This is a genomic window from Sphingomonas sp. IC-11 (genome assembly GCF_021043365.1).
Taxonomy (GTDB): Bacteria; Pseudomonadota; Alphaproteobacteria; order Sphingomonadales; family Sphingomonadaceae; genus Sphingomonas.
This window is the reverse complement of the sequence record NZ_JAJNDU010000006.1, coordinates 51,664-70,399: the sequence shown is the minus strand read 5'-3', so window position 1 is coordinate 70,399 and position 18,736 is coordinate 51,664. Positions and strand designations below refer to the sequence as shown.

At 66.1% G+C, this 18,736-nt stretch carries 14 protein-coding genes; 8 read left to right on the top strand and 6 right to left on the bottom strand.

Features of this window, described 5'->3' with window-relative positions:
* Positions 1 to 77 precede the first annotated feature (77 nt).
* Positions 78 to 2,786 (top strand): methionine synthase, encoded by a 2,709-nt coding sequence (metH, locus tag LQ954_RS15090; RefSeq protein ID WP_231023880.1) that lies wholly within the window; start codon positions 78 to 80, stop codon positions 2,784 to 2,786.
* Between the two features lie 124 nt (positions 2,787 to 2,910).
* On the opposite strand, the gene LQ954_RS15085 is transcribed toward metH, so the two are convergent.
* The 4 genes from LQ954_RS15085 to LQ954_RS15070 all read right to left on the bottom strand — a co-directional run bounded on the left by LQ954_RS15085 (position 2,911) and on the right by LQ954_RS15070 (position 10,513).
* Positions 2,911 to 4,902, bottom strand: coding sequence for a glycoside hydrolase domain-containing protein (locus LQ954_RS15085; protein WP_231023879.1), 1,992 nt, complete (start codon positions 4,900 to 4,902; stop codon positions 2,911 to 2,913).
* Between the two features lie 5 nt (positions 4,903 to 4,907).
* Positions 4,908 to 6,467 carry a sulfatase family protein gene (locus tag LQ954_RS15080; protein WP_231023878.1) on the bottom strand — a complete coding sequence of 520 codons (1,560 nt, stop codon included), beginning with the start codon at positions 6,465 to 6,467 and terminating at the stop codon, positions 4,908 to 4,910.
* A complete protein-coding gene (locus tag LQ954_RS15075; RefSeq protein WP_231023876.1) occupies positions 6,467 to 7,891 on the bottom strand; it encodes a sulfatase family protein in 1,425 nt (474 codons plus the stop codon). Before LQ954_RS15075 ends, LQ954_RS15080 begins: the two co-directional genes overlap by 1 nt.
* Before the next feature lie 123 nt (positions 7,892 to 8,014).
* Positions 8,015 to 10,513, bottom strand: coding sequence for a TonB-dependent receptor (locus LQ954_RS15070; RefSeq protein ID WP_227772814.1), 2,499 nt, complete (start codon positions 10,511 to 10,513; stop codon positions 8,015 to 8,017).
* 155 nt (positions 10,514 to 10,668) lie between these two features.
* Between LQ954_RS15070 and LQ954_RS15065 the strand changes: the two genes are divergently transcribed.
* Positions 10,669 to 11,721, top strand: a complete 1,053-nt coding sequence (locus tag LQ954_RS15065) for an alpha/beta hydrolase (protein ID WP_231023875.1) — start codon at positions 10,669 to 10,671, stop codon at positions 11,719 to 11,721.
* Between the two features lie 2 nt (positions 11,722 to 11,723).
* Positions 11,724 to 13,277, top strand: coding sequence for an alpha,alpha-trehalase TreA (gene treA / locus LQ954_RS15060; RefSeq protein ID WP_231023874.1), 1,554 nt, complete (start codon positions 11,724 to 11,726; stop codon positions 13,275 to 13,277).
* A 76-nt stretch (positions 13,278 to 13,353) separates the two neighbouring features.
* On the opposite strand, the gene LQ954_RS15055 is transcribed toward treA, so the two are convergent.
* Together LQ954_RS15055 and LQ954_RS15050 are read right to left on the bottom strand one after the other, a co-directional pair.
* The gene (locus LQ954_RS15055) at positions 13,354 to 13,533 is read right to left on the bottom strand and encodes a YbdD/YjiX family protein (protein ID WP_231023873.1); all 180 of its coding nucleotides are present in this window, start codon (positions 13,531 to 13,533) and stop codon (positions 13,354 to 13,356) included.
* Positions 13,530 to 15,581, bottom strand: coding sequence for a carbon starvation CstA family protein (locus tag LQ954_RS15050; protein ID WP_231023871.1), 2,052 nt, complete (start codon positions 15,579 to 15,581; stop codon positions 13,530 to 13,532). Before LQ954_RS15050 ends, LQ954_RS15055 begins: the two co-directional genes overlap by 4 nt.
* A gap of 162 nt (positions 15,582 to 15,743) precedes the next feature.
* On the opposite strand from LQ954_RS15050, the gene LQ954_RS15045 reads away from it, so the two are divergent.
* The 5 genes from LQ954_RS15045 (at position 15,744) to LQ954_RS15025 (ending at position 18,720) form a co-directional block, all read left to right on the top strand.
* The gene (locus tag LQ954_RS15045) at positions 15,744 to 16,013 is read left to right on the top strand and encodes a hypothetical protein (RefSeq protein ID WP_231023869.1); all 270 of its coding nucleotides are present in this window, start codon (positions 15,744 to 15,746) and stop codon (positions 16,011 to 16,013) included.
* Positions 16,014 to 16,050: 37 nt separating this feature from the next.
* A complete protein-coding gene (locus LQ954_RS15040; protein ID WP_231023867.1) occupies positions 16,051 to 16,323 on the top strand; it encodes a hypothetical protein in 273 nt (90 codons plus the stop codon).
* A 132-nt stretch (positions 16,324 to 16,455) separates the two neighbouring features.
* Positions 16,456 to 16,740, top strand: coding sequence for a ribbon-helix-helix domain-containing protein (locus tag LQ954_RS15035; RefSeq protein WP_227772821.1), 285 nt, complete (start codon positions 16,456 to 16,458; stop codon positions 16,738 to 16,740).
* Between the two features lie 174 nt (positions 16,741 to 16,914).
* Positions 16,915 to 17,598 carry a Fe2+-dependent dioxygenase gene (locus tag LQ954_RS15030; RefSeq protein WP_227772822.1) on the top strand — a complete coding sequence of 228 codons (684 nt, stop codon included), beginning with the start codon at positions 16,915 to 16,917 and terminating at the stop codon, positions 17,596 to 17,598.
* A 153-nt stretch (positions 17,599 to 17,751) separates the two neighbouring features.
* Positions 17,752 to 18,720, top strand: a complete 969-nt coding sequence (locus LQ954_RS15025) for a ferritin-like domain-containing protein (RefSeq protein WP_231023865.1) — start codon at positions 17,752 to 17,754, stop codon at positions 18,718 to 18,720.
* Positions 18,721 to 18,736: the final 16 nt, after the last annotated feature.

Genomic DNA, 18,736 nt, shown 5'->3' with positions numbered 1-18,736 from the left:
CGGCTTCGCTGTCGCCGGCCGCCCCCGCGCGGCCGTGTCGCGGGCATGCCCGGCACGCACGGAATATACTGGATATCATGGCCTCCCAACCGACCTCCTCCACCCAGTTCGTCAACATCGGTGAGCGGACCAACGTCACGGGCTCCGCGGCGTTCAAGAAGCTGATCATGGCCGGCGACTATGACGCGGCGGTCACCGTCGCGCTCAATCAGGTCGAAAACGGCGCGCAGATCATCGACGTCAACATGGACGAGGGCCTGCTCGACGCGGTCGAGGCGATGACCACCTTCCTGAAGCGGATCGCGGCCGAGCCCGACATCGCGCGCGTGCCGGTGATGATCGACAGCTCCAAGTGGGAGGTGATCGAGGCCGGGCTGAAATGCGTATCGGGCAAGCCGATCGTCAATTCGATCAGCATGAAGGAAGGCGAGGAGAAATTCCTCGCCGAGGCCAGGAAGTGCATGGCCTATGGCGCCGCCGTCGTGGTCATGGCGTTCGACGAGGTCGGGCAGGCGGATACCGAGGATCGCAAGGTCGACATCTGCCAGCGCGCCTACACGCTGCTGACCGGCATCGGCTTCCCGCCGGAGGACATCATCTTCGATCCCAATGTGTTCGCGGTGGCGACGGGGATCGATGAGCACAACAATTACGGCGTCGATTTCATCAATGCGGTGAAGCGGATCAAGGCAAGCTGCCCGCACGTCCATTTCTCGGGCGGGTTGTCGAACCTCTCGTTCAGCTTCCGCGGCAACGAGCCGGTGCGCCGCGCGATGCATTCGGTGTTCCTCTACCATGCGATCCCCGCCGGGCTCGACATGGCGATCGTCAACGCGGGGCAGCTCGACGTCTATGACCAGATCGACCCCGAACTGCGCGAGGCGTGCGAGGATGTGATCCTCAACCGGCCGGCGCGCAGCGCGGACGAGACGCCGACCGATCGTCTGATCCGCATCGCCGAACGCTACAAGGGGCAGAAGGGCGCCGGCGCCGACGACACCGCCGCGCTCGAATGGCGGACGTGGCCGGTCGAGAAGCGGCTGGAACATGCGCTGGTCAAGGGGCTGGACGCCTTTGTCGTCGAGGATACCGAGGAGGCGCGGCAGCAGGCGGCCAAGCCGATCGAGGTGATCGAAGGCCCGCTGATGGACGGCATGAACGTCGTCGGCGACCTGTTCGGATCGGGCAAGATGTTCCTGCCGCAGGTGGTGAAGTCCGCCCGCGTGATGAAAAAGGCGGTGGCGCACCTGCTGCCCTTTATCGAGGCATCGAAGGAGCCGGGCGCCAAGGGCAAGGGCAAGATCGTGCTCGCGACGGTGAAGGGCGACGTCCACGATATCGGCAAGAACATCGTCGGCGTCGTGCTCCAGTGCAACGGCTTCGAGATCGTGGACCTCGGCGTGATGGTGCCCTGGACCCGAATCCTCGAGGCAGCGGTCGAACATGATGCCGACATGATCGGCCTCTCCGGCCTCATCACGCCCTCGCTCGACGAGATGGTGACGGTCGCGGAAGAGATGCAGCGCGCCGGCATGACGATGCCGCTGCTGATCGGCGGCGCGACGACGAGCCGCGTCCACACCGCGCTGAAGATCGACCCCGCCTACAAGGGGGCGGTGGTCCATGTGCTCGACGCGAGCCGCGCGGTCGGCGTGTGCACGTCCTTGGTGTCCGACACGCAATCGACCGAGTTCGTGGCCAAGACCAAGGCGGAATATGAGGAGGTGCGCGTCAAGCGCGCCAATGCCAGCGGGTCGAACCTCGTGCCGCTGGAAAAGGCGCGCGCCAATGCGTTCGTCGCCGACATGGCGCTGAAGCCGCACGCGCCGCTTCAGCCCGGCGTGCACCGGTTCGACGATTGGGATCTCGCGGACCTGCGCGAGGTGATCGACTGGACGCCCTTCTTCCGCTCCTGGGAGCTGGCGGGCAATTTTCCCGCCATCCTCGATGACGAGATCGTCGGCGAAAGCGCCCGCTCTCTCTACGCCGACGCGCAGGCGATGCTCGACACGATCATCGCGGAGAAGTGGCTCACCGCGCGCGGCGTCGTCGGGCTGTGGCCCTGCCACCGCCATGGCGATGACGTCTTCGTCCAGCACCGCCATTCGGACGATCACCGTACTCCCGATGGCGGCAGCGTGCCCGAGCATATCCGCGTCCCCGACCTCGATCGCCGGAACGAGGACAGCCGCCGGCTATGCTTTCTTCGGCAGCAGGTCGCGAAGCGCGAAGGGCGGGCCAACATGTGCCTTGCCGATTTCATCGATCCACACGGCGACTGGATGGGCGGCTTCGCCGTTGCCATCCACGGCATCGACCCGCATCTCGCGCGGTTCAAGGCCGATACCGACGACTATAACGACATCCTGCTGAAGGCGCTGGCCGATCGTTTTGCCGAGGCCTTTGCCGAGCGGCTGCACCAGCATGTGCGCACGACCTTGTGGGGCTATGCGCCCGACGAGCAGCTCACCAATGAGGCGCTGATCCGCGAGCAATATCGCGGCATCCGTCCGGCGCCGGGCTATCCCGCCTGCCCGGATCACACGCTGAAGCCCGAATTGTTCGCAATGCTGGCCGACGAGGCGGGCGATGTCGCGGGTATCACGCTGACCGAGAGCATGGCGATGCTGCCGACCGCGGCGGTCTCCGGCTTCTACTTCGGCCATCCCGATGCGGCCTATTTCGGTGTCGCGCAGATCGGGCAGGATCAGGTCGCGGACTATGCAGCGCGCCGGGAGCGGCCGAAGGACGAGGTCGAACGCTGGCTGCGGCCGAACCTCAGCTGAGTGCCGCTGCCCGTTCTTCCCAAGTTAGCGGACCGGGGGTGCGGTCAGGCTCGGCTGGCGCGAGGTTGGCTGGGCACGCATCAACCAGGGGCAATGACGCCGCCGCGCGGGCCGGATCCGCGGGTCACCGCAGGGCCAGCGCACCACCGGCCTGCGGCACGCCATCCAAGGTGATCGTTGGGGCGTCCGTTCCGTTTTTCCGAATGTCCAGCACGCGCCCGTTCGCCAGCCGGAGCGTCGCACGGTTCACAAGTGGCGCGGCAACCGCCCATTCCGGCTTCCCCGGCACCAGGGGGTAAAGCCCGAGGCTGCCCCAGACGTACCACGCCGTCATCGCGCCGGCGTCGTCATCCATGCCGTCCGCAAAGCCCTGCGGCGCGAGCGCGAAGCTGCGGCCGTGCCACGGCTGCGGGCGCTTGCCCTCGTTGGCATAAGGGTGATCGACCGGCTGGGTGAGGTAGCGGTGGACGATCGCGCTGGTCGCTGCGGGGCGGCCGAGCGCGGCGTAGAGCCAGGGGACGTGGATGTCCGGCTGGTTGGTCATGTTGTAGAGGCCGCGGGCGAAGAAGGTGTCGAGTTCGCTGAGGAAGCGGGCGCGGCCGAGCGTCTCCACCATCCAGTCGAGATCGAACACCGGCGCCCAGCGATATTGCCACAAGGTGCCCTGGTAGAGGCCGCGCGCCTTCACCACGTCCGCGTCGGCGCCGAGGGTCTCGAAAGTGGCGCGCCACATCGGGCGATACGCGAGCGCCTTGGCGCGGAAGCGGGCGGCGGTGGCGGCGTCGCCGAGATCGGCGGCGAGCTCCGCGATGGCCCAGTCGTCATAGGCGGCCTCGATCTGCTGATCGGGCGTGTCGCGCTGGAGCGTGTCGGACTCGCGCACCATGCCGGTGAGCGCGGCGCGGGCGTCGAAGCCGGTGATCCCGCGACGGCGGAAATCGAGCAGCGCGACGCCGGCATGCTCGGTGCGGACGGTGAGGAAGGGCTCGGTCTTCGTCGCCCAGCGCTGCTTGCCCTCGCCGTAGAGCGCGACAAGCGAGCGGGCGATGTCCGCGGCGCGGGCGGGATCGATGAGCGCGATGAGCGGGAGCTGGGTTCGGTAATTGTCCCACAGCGCCCAGCTGGCGTAGCGCGTCTCGCCCGGGGCGGAGCGGTGGATGCGCCCGTCGCTGCCGCGGTGGCGGCCGTCCGGATCCTGGATCGTGACCGGCGTCTGCATCACCCGGTAGAGCGAGGTGTAGAAGAGCGCGCGGCGATCGCGCGGGGCGGCGACGTCGAGGCGGGAGAGCTCGTGCTGCCAGCGCGCGCGGGTGGCGGCGAGGACGGCGGCGAAGGGGCGGGCGCCGAGCTCGGTATCGCGCACCATTTCGGCGGCGGTGGGATCGACGGTGGAGAGGCCGGTGCGCACCTCCACCACCGCACCGCGCCTGAGGGTGAGCGGCAGGGTGGCGACGGCGCCGGTAACAGTGGCGAGGGGGGCTGGCCGGCCGTCGAGCGTGACGCGGCTGGCGCTGTGGATGGTGTACGCGCCCTCGTCGCACACGGTGCCCGCGGTCATGCTCGCGCGAAGATCCGCGGCGATGGTGGCGGCGTGGCGGCGGGTATAGGCGTTGGCCGCGTCGAAGCGGAGGACGTAGCGGCCCGGCTTCGCGACGGTGAAGCGCAGCAGCCCGGCGCCGCGCGTCGCCGTCATCTCGGCGGTGATGCCGTTGGCGTAAGTGACGCGGTAGCGGCCGGCGGAGGCGCGCTCGCTTGCCTTGTCGAACGCGGCGAGCGGCGGGGCGCCCTCCGGGAGCAGCGAGACGAGCAGGTCCCCGCCGCCGCCGCCGCAGCCGACGCCGACCGCGCGGGTGTGCGAGAAGCCGCGCAGCTGGCGGGCGGCGAAGTCATAGCCTGCGTGGTTCTTGGGATGCGTGTCCGGGCCCAGCTGCACCATGCCGTAGGGCGCGACGGCGGCGGGGGTGAGCTGGCCGAAATCACCGAGCGTGCCGACGAAGGGATCGACGAGGTCGACGGCCTTCTCCCGCGCGGCCGCGGGCGCGGCAACGAGGAGGGCGGTGGCGGCCGCAAAAGCCGTGCAGACGCGGCGCCATCGCGCGCGGCAAACGAGCATCATCGGTATCACTTGTGCGGCGGACGGAAGAAACTGGGCGGGAATGGCGCCATGGCGGGGCCGTTTGGATCGCGCCGTTCGTTGCGCTCGCCAGCGTCGGCACTGAGCGGGATCTGCATGCCGTTGGTTTCTTCGAGCAGCCGGAAGAGCTTCGCGCTCATCCGTTCGGCGAGATCCTCGTGGCCCGGGCGGGCAAGGAGATTGTCGTTCTCGTGCGGGTCGGCGGCGAGGTCGTAGAGCTCGTCGAGATCCCAGATGCCATGGAAGTGGATGTACTTGTAGCGATCCTCGCGCAGCGCGTGGACGGTGGGCGTCTGCGGGAAATTCCGTTCCCAATAATATTCGTACATCAGCTCCTTGCGCCACGGCACGTCGGCCGTGCCGCCACTCGCCGGGGGGACGGTGACCAGCGGCAGCATGTTCGATCCCGCGAGCCCTTCGGGCGCCTCGAGCCCGGCGGCGGCGAGCATCGTTGGTGCGACATCGATGTTGGCGACGACCTGTTCGACGGTGCCGGCGCCGAACAGCGACGGGCAGCGCATCAACATCGGCACGCGCATCGATTCCTCATAAGCCGCGCGCTTGTCGATCAGGCCGTGTTCGCCGAACATGAAGCCATTGTCGCCCATGTAGAGGATCAGCGTGTCATCGAGCTCGCCGCGCCGGTCGAGCAGATCCATGATCCGCGCGATGCCTTCGTCCACCGCGAGCAGCGTTTCCATGTAGCGCTTGTAATAATCCCCGATGTCGAGCGTGCCGTGGTACGGATAATCGACGCCGTGCCAGCTGTTGCGCTGGTTCTCGACCCACATCGGGCGGCCGGGAACGCCCGGCTTCATGTTCGCCGGATAGCGGAACGTTTCCTTGTCGTAGCGGCCCTGGTGCCGTTCCGCCGGGATGAATTCGGAATGCACCGCCTTGTGCGCCAGGTGCATCATCCACGGCTTCTTCCGATCGCGCTGGTCGATCCAGGCGAGCGCGTAATCGGTCAGCTCGTCAGTGATATAGCCCTTCTGCGGCACATGCCGCCCGTTGACGTTGAGCCCGTCGGGGTGCGGCAGATAATAGCCCTGGCCTTTGAAGCTGACCCAGTGATCGAAGCCGGGCTGCGGCGCATCGGTTTCGATGCCCATGTGCCATTTGCCGATGAACGCGGTCTCGTAACCCGCGGCTTGGAGATATTCGGGATAGTAAGTGAGGCCGGGCGGGATCGGGTGGTTGTTGTCCACCACGCGGTGCTGGTGCGCGTAGAGGCCGGTGAAGATCGAGGCGCGGCTGGGCGAGCAGAGCGCGGTGGTGACGAAGGCGTTGCGGAAATGAATGCCCTCGCGCGCCAGGCGATCGAGCGTCGGCGTCTCGCCGAAATCCTGCGCCTTCATGAAGCCCATCGCGTCATACCGATGATCGTCCGTCAGGATGACGAGGATGTTCTTCGGCTTCACGCCGGCCCTGCGGTGCAGCTTCAATTGCTTCGTCGCAGGCGCGGCGCCGGCGGCGAAGCTGTAGAGGCCGAAGGCGCCCCCGGTGCCGGCGAGAAGCACGCCGCGGCGGTCGATACCCTTGGTCATCAATGTTGGCCCACGTGGGAATAGGGATCGGTCTGCCCGGCGAGCCAGGGGTCGCGGGTCTCGGCGCGGATGGCGCGCAGCCGCTCGGCCAGCTGCGCCTTGATCGCGGCATAGGCGGGGTCGGTGGCGACATTCACCAGCTCGTCGGAATCGCGGGTGAGATCGTACAGTTCCTCCGCCGGGCGCTGAAGGTACGCCGCCTGGCTGCGCTTGCCGAGCGGGATCGCGGGATCGGCGCTGATCGCCTTCCATGATGGCGAGCCCGCCACGTCCCCGGCGATCGGATAGGGCAGCTGCCAGGCGAGGTTAAGGATGTAATTGTGCGTGCGCGTACGGATGCTGCGCATCGGATAATATTGATTGATCTCGTGAAAATCGTGGCTGGCGACGATTGCGTCGCGCGCCGGATCGTCCGGCTTGCCGAGGATCGGCAGCAATGACGTGCCGGACAGCTTGTAGGCGGCAGGCGGGGCGACGCCGGTCCAATCGAGGACGGTGGGGGCAATATCCGTCCAGCTGACCATCGCGTCGTTCACCGCCGGGGCGCTGCCCGGCGCGTGGACGATGAGCGGGAGGTGGAGGCCCGCATCGTAGAGGTTGGTCTTGGCGCCGGGGAAGGGCCGGCCATTGTCGCTGAGGAAGATGACCAACGTATCATCGGCGCGGCCGGTGGCGGCGAGATCGTCGAGGATCATGCCGACGCCGGCGTCGAGGCGGCTCAGCGATTCATAATATTCGGCGATGTCCTGCCGCACGGCAGGAAGATCGGGCAGATGCGACGGGATCTGCACGCGGCGCGGATCGTAGCTTTCGGGCTTCACGCCCGGCCAGGCGCGATCGTTGCCGTAATCCACGGCGGCGCGGTGCGGATCGCTGTACGCGATGGTGACGAAGAACGGCCGTTCGTCAGTCGAGCGGATGAAGCTCGACGCGGCGATGGCGAGTTCGCGCACGTCGCGGATGCCGCCGCGCTCCGGCACCAGTTCCGCCTCATAAGGAAAGGCGCTGTCGGGCCCGACATGCTTCTTGCCGACGAGCGCGGTGGCATAGCCGGCACGGCGCAGCATTGACGGCAATGTTTCAATGCCCGGCAGCAGCGACTGGTGATGCACGTCGTGCTGCAGGCCGTACATGCCGTTCTGATGCGTATAGAGGCCGGTGTTGATCACCGCGCGGCTGGGGCTGCACGAGGAGACGGCGGCATAGCCGTGGCGGAACAGCGTGCCGCCCCGCGCCAGCCGGTCGAGCCGCGGAGTCTTCACCGCAACGCCATAGCAGCCAAGATCAAGGCCCTGATCGTCGGAGATCAGCAGGAGGACGTTGCGCTGCTTCTTCCCCGGCGGGACGGCGGCGTCAGCAAAGGCCGTGGCGGCGCTGGCGGCGGCAATTCCGGCCATGCCCTTCAATACGTTACGTCTGTCCATGGCACGGACGATAGCGTTTTCCATCATCCACGCGAAGGCGGGAAACAGCCGTCGGAAGTGCCGCGAAAAGAAAAAGGGCGGCGCTTCGTGTGAAGCGCCGCCCCGATTTTGGCAGTGGTCAGATCAGAATTCGAACGCCGCGCTGAAGCGGAACGAACGACCCAGGATCGGACGAGCGAGGATCACGCCCTGGCCCTGGCCACCGATGATGCGCGGGTTCTGTTCGGTCAGACCCAGTTCGTCGGTCAGGTTGTTGCCGGTCACCTGCAGACGGATGCGATCCGCCACCGTCACCGAGACACCGGCGTCGAGCTGATAGAAGCTCGGCAGGATCTGGTTGTTCTCCGGATCGGAGAAACGATCGCCGGTGTACTGCAGGGTAGCGAACAGCGACGGCCGCACGCTGCCGATCGGCAGTTCGTAGGCCGGGGTCACGCGCCACATCCACTTGGGCTGGCGCTGCACGCGATTGCCCGTGTTGTCGATGGTGCCGTTGCCCGTGAAGAAATCACGGTAAGTGCCATCAAGGAACGTGCCGGCTGCGGCCAGGCTGAAGCCCTGGAACGGACGAACCACGCCTTCAACCTCGACACCGGTCGCCTTCGCGCCGCCGTTGGAGCTGGTCGGCACGTCGTTGATGATCGTCGTGGTCGCCAGACCGTCGAAGCGGTTGTGGAAGACGGTGGCATAAAGGTTCGCGATGTCGGTCGAGACCTTCAGGCCGGCTTCGTAGGTATCGACTTCCGCCACAACGGCCAGGCCGGTGTTGTTGGCGATGTCAGCCGCGCTGGCTTCACGCAGGTTGTCGAACTGCGGGAAGCTGTTGCCGCGGCTGTAACGCGCGAACACGCCCACGTTGCGGCTGAAGTCGTAGTTGACGCCTGCCGTCCACGACCACGCATCGTCGCGATAGCGGATGTTGCGCAGCGGACCGAGCACGGTGACATTGTTGTCATACAGCGTGTTCGGGTTGCCATCGAGGTTGACGTTGCCGCCCTGCGCCGCCGAGCGCGGGGTGCTGAGTGTGCCGTCCACGATGTGGCGCTGCCAGCGAATGCCGCCATCGACGCGCAGTTCCGGCGTGATCTGCAGTTCGTCCACCGCATAGAAGGCGAGGTCCTGGCCTTCATACCAGCCGCGGACCTGGAAAGCCGGGCCGCTGGTGAAGCCGCGCAGCGTTGCCTGCTGCGGCGTGCCGGCCGCACTGGTAACCGTCAGGTCAAGCCGGCGCGCGTTCGGCTCTGCCGTCAGCAGCACCTGGTTGCCCAGCGCCCACTGATCGCGCGAGGTGTAATTGGTGTAGTAGAAGCCACCGGTCAGCTTGTTGTTGCCGCTGGTCCACTCCAACGCGGAGTCCGTCACAAAGGACGAGATCTTCTTGCGTACTTCCCAAATGCCCGCACGCAGCACCTGCGTGTTAGCGCCGGTCGCCAGCGCGCCGCTGCCATTGGCATAGACCAGCGAGGATACCGTCGCGCCAGCACCCGCCAGACGGGTCGCCATCACGGAAGCAGCCACTGGTGCTTCGGTCGGGACGAGGCCCAGTGTGTCGGCATTGCCGCCCATGTAGCTCACGCGCTCACGCACGCGCAGGCCGTCCAGCACCTCGTAATCGAAGGTGAAGCCGGTGTTGATGACCTTGGCGCCACGGCCGTCCTTCAGATCGACCGTGCGGCCGACGACGTTCTGCACAGCGCGGGTGTCCGGGCCGTTCAGCGTGCCGGTGCCGTGATCGAAGCCGGGATATTGGCTGGTGTTATCGCCATCCACGACCACCGGGATCGGCAGCAGCCACTGGCCGCGGTCGTTCAGGTAGCGGGCGTAGATTTCCACCGAGCCCTTGTCGCCGAAATCATGGTGGATGTTCGCGGTGATCTGACCACCCTGTTCGGCACGGTAGCGCGGGTCACGGATGCCGTTGCTCTGCGCGTAATAGCCGCCGATCATGAAGCCGGTGTCCGGGCCGATCGGGCCGGAGATCCAGGCGTCGCCGCGGATTTCGTCGAAATCGGTGTAGGACAGCTTGGCGAGGCCGTGGAACTCGCTGCCGCCGATGCGCGGCACGACGTTGACGGTCAGGCCCGGCTGGCCGTTGGAGAACAGCGAGCCCGTGCCACCACGCACAGCCTCAACGCGCTGCACCGTCTCGTCGAGGCGGATCAGCTGCGAGTTTTCAAGGAACGACAGCGTCGGCGGCGCGAAAATCGGCGTGCCGGCATATTGGAACGTCACGAACTGAGCGTCGCCGCCCGAGGGATAGCCGCGCACGAAGATGTTCGCGCCGTTCTGGCCGCCCGAGCTTTCCGCCATGACGCCCGGAACGGTGCGCAGCAGGTCCGCCGTGCTGTTCGGGGCCGCGCGCTCGATCGCGTCGTTGCCAAGCGTGGTGACGGCGAAGGATGCGTCCTGACGGCGCGTGCCGCCGCCGGCGGTGCCGACAACAACGATATCCTCGCCGTTCTGAGCGGACGTATCGACCAGACCGGTTTCCGGCTGCGCGCGCTGTGCGCTATCCGCGGACTGAGCGGCAGACGTGTCGGTCTGCGCGGCAACTGGCCCGGCGGCGAGCATGGCGCCGACGGCAGTGCCGATCATGAGACGGCCCATGAAGGTGGAAAGCATGATCTTTACCCTTTTGCTTCGGCCGCTCCTCCCGGTAGCGGCCTGATGCGCGCGAGATAGGAACGGGGCTTGTTCCCGTCGAGGCGTGCAAAAGGGGTGTTGCGCAATCCCGCATATAGTGCAGCCTTTCTGCAACAGTTCACGAGGAGGCAGTGGTGAAGGCAGGCTTGGTGATGACGGCGCTGATGCTGGCGGCGCCGGTGGCGGCGCAGACGGTGAACGTGCCGGCAATGACGCTGCCGCCATCGACGTTGCTGAGCGATGAGGCAAAGCGCGTAATCGTGCAGCAGCAGGCGATCCGCCCCCCCGACTTCGGCAACGACATTGCTGCGGCGCGCGCCTTTTGGGGGCGCTACAATGACGATCGTCTCGCGGAAATGCGGCGCCATTTCCGCACGGTTGAGCGTCGTGAGCGTATGGCCGGCGTGATGGTGGACGTGGTCACGCCGGCCAATGGCCCAGCCGCCCGCAATGCGGAACGCGTGCTGATCAACGTGCATGGCGGCGCCTTCATGTGGGGAAGCGGCAGCGGGGCGCTGGTCGAAGCGATCCCGATCGCGGCAACCATGGGCATTACCGTGGTGACCGTCGATTATCGCCTGGCGCCCGAGCACCGCTATCCCGCCGCTTCGCAGGATGTGGCTGCGGTTTATCGCGAATTGCTCAAGCGCTTTCGTCCGCAGAATATCGGCATCTATGGTTGCTCTGCGGGTGGGATCATCACCGCCCAGTCAGTCGCCTGGTTTCAGCGCAATGGCCTGCCGCGGCCGGGCGCCATTGGAACCTTTTGCGGTACCGGCAGCCCCTATGCCGGCGATAGCGCGTACCTTTCCGATCCGTTGACCGCGGGCAAGCCGATGCGGCAGGGCGCGCTGCCGGCCGACCTGCCCAGCGTCTACATGACCGGCGTGCCGGCGTCCGATCCGCTCGCCTATCCGCTTCGCTCGGACGAGGTGATGCGAACATTTCCGCCGACGTTGCAGCTTGCCGGAAGCCGCGACTTCGCTGCCAGCGTCCTGACGTGGCAGCACCGTCGCCTGTCCGCGCTGGGGGTCAAAAGCGAACTCCAGATCTTCGATGGCCTCGGCCATGCCTTTTTCGTGTGGCCGGACATGCCAGAATCGTCAGAGGCTTTCCGGCTTGTTTCGGCCTTTTTCGATCGGCATCTGGGGACCGGGGCTGCGGCTCCGGCGAATAAGGGTAAGTAACGATGAAGCTTTGGCAATCGCTGGTTGGAACATCGCTGGCCGTATGCGCGCTGGTTGCGGAGCCGATCGGCGCGCAGCAATCGCCGGCGGCGCTCTATGGTGATTTGTTCAGCGCCGTGCAGACGGGGCGTCTTTTCCCGGACGGCAAGACGTTCGTCGATGCGGTGCCGAAGCGCGATCCGCAGGCGATCATGGCGGATTACCAGCGTGAGCGGCCGGCAACGCCGGAGGCGCTGCGCACTTTTGTTCTCGCGAACTTCTCTGTCCCAGGTGTCAATGATCGCGGCGCAACGGACCTCCGGCGGCATATCCGCAATCTCTGGCCCATGCTGGTGCGCCAGCCGGACGAGGCCGTGGCAGGGTCATCGTTGCTGCCGATGCCACAGCCGTACGTGGTGCCGGGGGGCCGGTTCCGCGAGATGTATTACTGGGACAGCTATTTCACGATGCTGGGCCTGGAGGTGGATGGGCAGCAGCCGCTCGTCGAATCGATGCTCGCCAATTTCACCGACACGATCGAGCGGTACGGGCACATCCCGAACGGCATGCGCACCTATTATCTGGGCCGGTCACAACCGCCGTTCTATGCGCTGATGCTGGACGTCTCGAAGAACACCGACCCGGCGATCGCGGCCAAGCGGCTGGCGGCGTTGAAGAAAGAACATGCCTATTGGATGCAGGGCGCCGACTGCCTGGACGCGAGCGGCGCCTGCGGCCGAGTCGTGCGGATGCCGGACGGGACACTTCTGAACCGCTACTGGGATGATCGACCGCTGCCGCGCGATGAATCCTTCGCCGAGGACGTGATCACCGCCAAGGAAGACCCGAGCCGCCCGGCCGAAGAACTGTATCGCCACTTGCGCGCGGGCGCCGAAAGCGGCTGGGATTATAGCAGCCGCTGGCTGTCCGACCCGCAGCGGCTTGCCTCGATCCGGACCACGGACATTGTGCCGGTGGATCTCAACAGCCTGATGCTGATGATGGAGGAGGCGATTGCCAAGCGCAGCGCCGCTGCCGGCGACCAGGCGGGCGCAGCGTCGTTCACCGCGATGGCGAACAAGCGGCGCGCGGCGCTGAACCGCTACTTCTGGGTGGCCAAGGAAGGGCGCTACGCCGATTGGGATCGGATTACGCGCAAGCCGACACCGCGCGTGTCCGCCGCTATGCTCTATCCGCTCTTTGCCGGCGCAGCATCGCCGCAGCAGGCGGCCGCCGTGGCGAAGAGCGTGCGGCGTGACCTGCTGGCGAGTGGAGGGCTGCGCACCACGCCGATCCGTACCGGCCAGCAATGGGATTCCCCTAACGGCTGGGCGCCGCTGCAATGGGTAGCGATCGCTGGCCTGGAGCGTAGCGGGCAGGCCGAACTGGCCCGCGACATTGCGAAGCGGTGGCTGGACACGGTGTCGACCGCTTATGCCGAGACGGGCAAGATGCTGGAAAAGTATGACGTGGAGGAGCGCAAGCCGGGCGGCGGCGGAGAATATCCGACACAGGATGGCTTTGGCTGGACCAACGGCGTGACCAGCGCGATCATGGAACGGTATCCCGACCTGTAACGCGGGTTGCTGTTATAGCCCATCATGCCCGGGTCATTCCGGCGTGATGGGCATGACGGTTATGATCGTCGGACGGTCAGCAGCAGCGACCCCCGCCGTTGCCGTAGCGCGCCTGTTGGCGATCGCGGAAGAATTCGGCGCGGGTCATCGGCGTGGCGCCCGGGTGCCGATCCGCCATGTGCCGGCAATAGGCATCATAGTCCGGCAAGCCGACCATCAGCCGGGCGGTTTGCGCCAGACGTCCGAAGATGCTCATCGCGCCACCTCAAGCGTGGGCGGGATCTCCCGCACGCTGGGGCGATCCAGCCGACGCGCGGCAAGGCACGTGCGCACCGTGTAGATCAGGATGGCTGCCACCACCGCCAGGAAGATGGCGCATAGGGCGGCATCGATCCGATCGTTGAAGACGATACGGCTCATCTCCGCCATGGAGGCGGCGGGCTTCAGCACTTCGCCGCGCGCGATGGCGCTGGAGAAGACCTCGGCATGGGCGAGGAAGCCGATCTTCGGATCGGGATGGAAAAGCTTCATCAGGCCAGCGGTGCCAGTGCACAGAACCAGCCAGCCCGCCGGGATGATCGTGACCCAGGCGAAACGCTCCCGCTTCATGCGCATCAGCACCACGGTTGCGAGCATCAGCGCCACGGCCGCCAGCATCTGGTTGGAAATGCCGAACAGCGGCCACAGCGTGTTCACACCCCCGAGCGGATCGGTGACCCCCTGGTAGAGGAAGAACCCCCACGCGCCGACGCATAGCATGGTGGCAATCAGGCCCGGAACGAAGCTGGAGGTGTCCTTGAACCGGGGAGCGGCGAGGCCCAGCAGATCCTGAAGCATGAAACGGCCAGAGCGGGTGCCCGCGTCCACCGCCGTCAGGATGAACAGTGCCTCGAACAGGATCGCGAAATGGTACCAGAAGGCCTTCATGCCAGGACCGCCCAGCACGTTGCTGAAGATTTCCGCCATCGCCACCGCCAGGGTTGGCGCGCCGCCGGCGCGGCTGACGATCGTCGCCTCGCCCACTTCGCGCGCGGTGGTGGCCAAAGTCTCGGGGGACACGGGGAAACCCATGGCGGTGACGGCGGCAGCGGCTGTCACGGGATCGCCGCCGGTGATCGCGGTGGGTGCGTTCATGGCGAAATAGATGCCGGGATCGAGGATCGATGCCGCGATCAGCGCCATGATCGCGACGGCGCTTTCCATCAGCATCGCCCCGTAACCGATGAACGGCGCATCACTCTCGCTGGCGATGAGTTTGGGCGTGGTGCCGCTGGAGATCAGGGCGTGGAACCCTGACACGGCCCCGCACGCGATGGTGATGAACAGGAACGGGAACAGCGGCCCAGCCCACACAGGTCCGGTGCCAGTGAAGGCAAACTCTGTCAGGGCCGGCATCTTCAGCGGCGGAGCCAGCACGACGATGCCGATCGCCAGCGCCGCAATCGCCCCGATCTTGAGGAAGGTCGACAGATAGTCGCGTGGCGCCAGCAGCAGCCAGACCGGCAGCAGCGACGCGATGGCGCCATAAGCGATCAGGCCGAAGCAAAGCTGTACCGGCGTCAGCGTGAAGATCGGCCCCCAGACCGGGCTTTCCGCCACCGACTGGCCAAAGATGATCGCAGCGATCAGGCCGATAAAGCCGATGATCGACACCTCGCCGATCGCACCGGGACGGATCCAGCGAGTGTAGGCGCCCATCACCATCGCCAGCGGGACGGTGGCGATGACAGTGAACAGCCCCCAGGGGCTTTCCGCAAGCGCACGCACCACGATCAAGGCGAGCACCGCCAGGATGATCACCATGATCATGAAGGCGCCGATCAGCGCGATTGTGCCCGGGATCGCGCCCATTTCCATGCGGACGAGCTCGCCCAGCGACTTGCCATCGCGACGCATGGAAATGAACAGGATCATGAAATCCTGCACCGCGCCGGCGAGCACCACGCCTGCCAGAATCCACAGCGTTCCCGGCAGATAGCCCATCTGCGCCGCGAGCACTGGTCCCACCAGCGGGCCAGCACCGGCAATCGCCGCAAAGTGATGACCGAACAGGACGCGCCGGTCGGTCGCGACATAGTCAAGGCCATCAGCGCGGCGAACCGCCGGCGTTGGGCGGGATGGGTTGATACCGACCACCGCGCGCGCAATGAACAGGGCATAATAACGATAGGCCACAAGATAGACCGACACGGCTGCTGCCACGATCCACAGGGCGTTGACCGGCTCGCCGCGCACGGTCGCGACCACGCCCAGGCTTCCCGCGCCGACCATCGCCAGCGCAATCCATGGAAGATGCCGCGTCATCAACAATCCCCTCCGCGCGTCGCCTTGTTGACCCGCCCGTAGTGCATGGCACGGCCGGCGACCAGCGCCAGGGGCACCGGCAGCGCAATCATCCCCGTTGCGGAACCCTCGCGTGGGTTCCGGCGATTGGGGGCAGTAACGGAACCGCGCGGGAGACGCAGCATGGCGGAAGCCACCTGGGGCGATGCACTCGACCCCTCGATCGACTGGAAGATGAGCGCTTCGCTCGAAGACGTGACCCGCGCAGGCGAAGCGGTTCCCGAGGTGACAAACCTGGAGGCGGCCGTGCGCGCCTGGCAGGATCTGGACGATGCGATGAAGAGCGACGCGGTACTGACCCTCGAACGGCCCGTGCACCTGGACGGCGCCATGCCACTCGACAGGTTCGTCGGCGAAGCTATCGGCGATCTCGCACAACGCCTGCCGGCCTGAGCCGCCGGCCACGCACCAAAGTAGAAGGAAGTAACTGATGGCAGACGGCCAATTGGAAATCGACACCAGTTCCGTCCTCGACAACATCGATGCCGAGCTCGTGGAGTTCACTGGCGAGGTCGACGGGGACGATTACGAATTCGCGGTTCAATATGATCTGCTGGAGGCGTTGAGCGGCGATCGTCCGGATGGAGACGCAGTGGACATGTTCAACCGCTTCATTGACCAAGTGGCCGAGGCGGCGCTGTCGGCGCTCGGCCGCAATTCCGACGCGAACCCGATCGTGGTGAGCGAATCGGATCTGGAGTAGCCCCGCAGCCGGGTTGCGCGATGCCCCTACGCACGTAAGACCTTCCTTCATGAAGCGAAGGGTTCATCGCGCTATCGGCAAAGGAACGCTCCGGCGCCCCAGCTACGGGATTGCCGAGCAGGGTTCGTCGCGATGAGGAGTGACATACGTCCTCCGCGCGGCGGGTTCACTGGGCCCGTCAAGCGGTCGATCACCATCGCCGGGCACCCGACCTCGATCAGCCTGGAACCATTGTTCTGGAAGGCATTGGAGCAGGCGGCGGTTGTGCACCAACTCCCGCTGTCTGCTCTGGTCGCCGAAATAGACGCCGTGCGCATCGTCGTGCCCGATCCTCCCAATCTCGCCAGTGCCCTGCGAACCTGGCTGCTCGACGACAGCATTCGGCGGTTAGATGATAATCAATCGCAACAAGATTGACATGACGGCAGTTCGCGGGCCATCGGGCGTTCAAGCCCGTTAGCAGCGCTGGCACCGGTCGCAGGTGCCCGGCATTGCTCGTTCGTTCCGGCGTGCGTGCCGCCTTCCGGAGGGCCGGGCGAGTCGGCGGCCGCGGGCGAGACGGGCGCCATCACCTTGTCGGAAGAGCCGTTCATGCTGATCGCCATCCCGGATGTTCTCGATGCCGATGAGCTCGGCCAAGTGCGCCGGATCATCGACGCCGCTGAATGGGTCGACGGCAATGTCACTTCCGGCCACCAATCGGCCCTTGCCAAGCGCAACGAGCAACTGCCGGAAGAAGGAGGCGCTGCCCGTGAAGCCGGGAGGATCGTGCTGGACGCGCTCGGCCGGTCGCCACTCTTTTTCGCGGCGACGTTGCCGTTGAAGGTGTTTCCGCCCTTGTTCAACCGGTACGGCGAGGGCCAGACATTCGGCACGCATGTCGATAATGCCATCCGCATCCAGCGTGGCACCGATTTTCGCATCCGCTCGGACATTTCCTGCACGCTCTTCCTGGCGGATCCCGCCAGCTATGACGGCGGCGAGCTGGTAATCGAGGATCTGTTCGGGGAGCAGCAGGTGAAGCTGCCGGCGGGACATGCAGTAGTGTACCCCTCCTCCAGCCTGCATCGCGTGACGCCGGTCACGCGCGGCACGCGTGTGGCTTCCTTCTTCTGGCTGCAATCCATGGTGCGCGCCGACGCCGATCGCCGCATCCTCTTTGAACTTGACCGCAGCATTCAGTCGGTTGCCGCGGAGCGGGGGCAGGGCGATCCCGCCGTGATTCAGCTGACCGGCGTTTATCACAATCTCCTGCGGCGCTGGGCGGACGCCTGAGCTGAGGTGCGTTCTCTTCCTGACATTTCCTTGGGCGCACTTTCGCGCTAGCGCGTTCCTGTCGATCCGTTCAGGAAACCGACAGCGAAACGAGTTACGCACGGGCCCGGGGGCATGCCGCCCGGTGCGCGTTAGAGAAAGAAGGAAGCCGCGATGTCGCAGACGGAAACGTTGATCGAGACGCCGGAGGCGCGCGGCCCGCAGCGCGCCGATCGACGCGCCTTCTTTGCCACCGCATTCGGGGCGGCGGCGGTTGGAGCGGGCGCCCTGGCGCTGACGACACAGCCGGCCGCGGCACAGACGATCGCCAGCGAAGTCGACGTGCTGAACTTCGTCCTGAACATCGAATATCTGCAGGCGAACTTCTTTGCGGTTGCGACCGGTGGAGCCGCTCTGGCGACGGCAGACATTTCGGGCAGCGGGACAGCAGGTGCGGCCAGTGGCGCACGCGCCGTTTCCTTCACCGATGCGGTGTTCGGCTCTATCGCCAAGGAGATGGCGGCCGACGCGCTTGCCCATGTCCGATTCCTGCGATCCTCGTTGACCACCGCTTACGCCGTCGCGCAGCCAGCGATCGATCTGGGATCGACACCCACCAGCGCGTTCAGCGGCTTGGCGCGTGCGGCCGGGCTGGTCGGTGCAGGGCAAGCGTTCGATCCGTATGCGAGCGAGGAGAATTTCCTGCTCGCGGCGTTCATGGTAAAGGATGTGAGCGTCACGGCCTATGGCGGCATCATGGGCCTGATCACGACCCGCGCCTATCAAGAAGCGGTCGGTGGCATGCTCGCCGTGGAGGCGCATCATGCCGCCGCGATCCGTGGCCTGTTGTACCGCCGCGGCTTGAGCACCCCGTCACTGATCGATGCCAGCGAGGCAATTTCCAACGCGCGCGACACGCTGGACGGCGCCGCTGCCGACCTGGATCAGGGCGTCCGGCCGAGTGCCTCGGCCTCCGGCGCGGCGATTGCCAATGTCGCGCCGCTGAACGCCAACGGCCTGGCAATCAGCCGTACGCCGCAGCAGGTGCTCAACGTCCTTTATCTGAACAGTGGCACGGCGACGAGCGGCGGCTTCTTCACCGCTGGGGTGAACGGCACGATCAAGTCAACCGCGACGAGCTGAGGCGACCCCGCTTCGC